A 3,530-nucleotide genomic window follows, 5' to 3' on the forward strand; every position below is an offset into this window, starting at 1 on the left:
AATTATATTTTACCAAATTAATCTTTTAATGTAAAACTTAATTATTAAACTAATAGGAGGGTGAATAAATGGAAAGTTTATATAATAAAAAAGCTGTCTCTTTAAACAAGTTTTTTGGTTTTTATTTATTTGCCGTTTTCATGCTATGGATTAAAACATATATCATACAAGTAACACAGTTTAATTTAGGGGTAGAAGGAATCCTTCAACAATTCCTTTTAATTTTGAATCCATTGGGTTCAGCTATGTTATTTCTTGGATTTTCATTCATTTTCAAAGGACGGGGGAAATATGCATTACTTGTTGTAATTTATTCTCTTATGTCCATTCTTTTATATGCAAATGCAGTTTATTATAGATTTTTTAGTGACTTTATTACATTACCAACGATTACTCAAACGCAAAACTTTGGAGACTTAGGCGGTAGTATTATTTCTTTATTAAAACCATACGATATATTGTTCTTTATTGATGTATTTTTGTTAATTTACCTATGGTTATCTAAAAAAATACAAAAAGATAATAGTAAAATTAGATACAAACAAGCAATTGCAGTGATAGCTTTTGCAATAGGAATATCTGCTTTAAATTTAGGACTAGCTAACTTTGATCGTCCACAGTTATTAACTCGTGGTTTTGATAGAAGCTATATTGTTAAGTATTTAGGAATGTATAACTATACTATTTATGACGCTACTGAAACTATAAAGGCGTCTTCACAAAGGGTTTTAGCTGATAGCGATGATATGACAGAAGTTATTAACTATACAAAATCAAACTATGCGGAGCCTAACCCAGAATATTTTGGCGCAGCAAAAGAGATGAACGTCATCTATATCCATTTGGAGTCATTCCAAAACTTTTTGATTGACTATAAATTAAACGGTGAAGAAGTAACGCCATTCTTAAATTCATTAACTAAAGATCCGAATACACTATACTTTGATAACTTCTTCCATCAAACAGCTCAAGGTAAAACTTCGGATGCTGAATTTATGCTTGAAAACTCTTTGTTTGGTTTACCGCAAGGATCTGCATTTATTACAAAAGGTCAGAATACGTATCAAGCAGCTCCTGCAATATTAAAAGAGGATGGCTATACATCTGCTGTCTTCCATGGTAATAGCGGCAGTTTCTGGAATCGTAATGAGATTTATAAATCATTTGGCTATGACCATTTCTTTGATGCCAATTATTATGACACTAGTTCTGAAGAAGATATGGCTGAATATGGTTTATTGGATAAGCCATTCTTTGAACAATCATTAGATCTAATAAAAACTTTACCTCAACCTTTCTATTCGAAATTTATTACGGTTGGGAACCATTATCCATATAAAATGAATCAAGACTTAACAACAATTGGTAAAGCTGATACTGGTGATGCAAGTGTAGATGATTATTTCCAAACTGCTCGTTATGCGGATGAAGCGATTGAACAGTTCATTGGTGAATTACAAAAGTCAGGCTTATATGATAACAGTATGCTTGTTTTTTATGGTGACCATTACGGTATTTCAGAAAATCATAATAAAGCCATGGAACAAATCATCGGAAAAGAAGTTACACCTTATGAAAGTGCTAATTTACAACGTGTACCATTAATTATTCACGTTCCAGGAATGCAAGGTGAAGGTGGAGTCAATCATACTTACGGAGGGCAAATTGACCTTCTTCCGACCTTATTACACTTACTTGGAATTGAATCACAAAATTATGTTCAATTTGGTACCGACTTATTATCAAAAGAACATAATGAGGTAGTAACGTTTAGAAATGATGATTATGTCAGTCCTACTATCTATTCAATTGATGGGAAATTCTATGATGCTAAAACTGGTTTACCACTAGATGATAATCAATTAGAAAAAGCGAATGAGTATAAAAAAGTAGTAGATTATAAATTACAATTATCTGATAAAGTTGTGAATGGTGACTTATTGAGATTCTATACACCGGAAGGTTTTACTAAAGTTGATCCTTCTCAGTACAATTATAATAAGGATATAACAGAGGAAACTGATAACGAAGAAAAATAGATTCATTTCAATATTAGGAGTAAGATATCTCAAGAATGTTTTTTGATATCTTACTCCTTATTGATTTGTCCCTTTTTTTTGTTACTACATAAATTTTGTAAAGTCATCAACACTCTTTTGTTGCCACATACACTCTGCACATTGTGAAGCGGTTGCTTGGTTTAAGTTAATATAGTAATAAATAAAGAACGAATTCTCGACGGAGGAATTCGTTCTTTTTGCTTGTTAAGGAGAGTGTGATCGTATCTTATTTTAAAAGAGGGTAACTAACCATATACTAGATGCCTCTTTATGTAGAGTATTATGCTTCAAGCAACGGATTAACAAGGTATAGTGTATATGGATTTTACCTTCGTGAGTACAAGTAATTTTATCAACTAATGAATAAAGGCTTTGTTGCCTATTGAGTCGGTCCTATTAAGAAAAAAATCTCTTACAGTTGTTTCATTAAAAAGCTCTTTCCATAAACCAAACGAGTCCAAAGGCTAAGATTGCTACTGAAGCTCCAGGAATCACCCATTTAGCTGGTTTAACAGTTATTTTCTTTAACCACAGAAGAATAGGGAATACGATAGCTACAATAATTAGTTGTCCAATTTCAATCCCGATATTGAAAGATAATAGAGACGTGGCAAGGTGACTTCCATCTAATTGCATTTTTGAAAGAATTCCCGCAAAACCAAATCCGTGGATGAGACCAAAGGCAAAGGCAAGCCATGGTTGATGCTTTGAGTCAGGGTTAAAAATATTAATAAGTGCTACGTAAATAATACTCAACGCAATTGTAGCTTCTACAAATCTACCTGGTAACTGTACGATATCTAATGTTGCAAGAATTAGAGTTATACTATGGGCAATCGTAAACGCAGTTACTAAAGTGAATGTATTTTTGATGGTCTTTGCTCCAAATAATAAGCTAATAACAAACAGAATATGATCGTAGCCTGTAAAGATATGCTCTAAGCCAAGTAAAAGAAACTGTGTTGCAGTTTGAACAAAACTCACTTCACCGATTTCAAGCTCTCTTGACTCGAAAGTAAGAACTCCTTCTTGTTGTTTACCATCTAATTTAACCGTTGCATAATTGGCATGACTTGGATCTGAATCATCTAGAAACATATTATAATCTAAGACTAGCTTTTCAGGGTTGTCTTCTAATTGGTATTTTAGGTTCATGACAGCAAACTGTTTGTCATTAATTGTTTCAACATCAGTTGCTTCAAGCGTTCCTTTTACTTTTACACTATCCGCATAAAGTTCAATACGAGAATTGACATAGTCCTGAACTATTTTCGTGTCAAATTGCTTCTGTGCCATTACTTGATTCATGGCATGACCAAGTTCTGTGAGGTCAACCTTCAGTTCATAATTGATATGATTATCATTAACCTCAATAAGAGAGTAACCTTCACTATTATTGGTATGAGCATAGGCAGAAGGGGATTGAAGGGTAGTGGTAATTGAAAGTATTAATATAATAATTAAATATAT

At 32.5% G+C, this 3,530-nt stretch carries 2 protein-coding genes; one reads left to right on the forward strand and one right to left on the reverse strand.

What is annotated here, in order from left to right; all coding sequences use genetic code 11:
* Positions 1-68: 68 nt before the first annotated feature.
* Positions 69-2,039: an LTA synthase family protein gene (locus tag AN959_RS19090; protein WP_056833098.1), complete on the forward strand. Its 1,971-nt coding sequence runs from the start codon at positions 69-71 to the stop codon at positions 2,037-2,039.
* A gap of 447 nt (positions 2,040-2,486) precedes the next feature.
* Here the strand turns inward: AN959_RS19090 and AN959_RS19095 are convergent, their stop codons facing one another.
* The gene (locus AN959_RS19095; RefSeq protein ID WP_056833100.1) at positions 2,487-3,530 is read right to left on the reverse strand and encodes a HupE/UreJ family protein; all 1,044 of its coding nucleotides are present in this window, start codon (positions 3,528-3,530) and stop codon (positions 2,487-2,489) included.

The organism is Psychrobacillus sp. FJAT-21963 (assembly GCF_001420585.1).
In the GTDB taxonomy this organism is placed as follows: Bacteria; Bacillota; Bacilli; order Bacillales_A; family Planococcaceae; genus Psychrobacillus.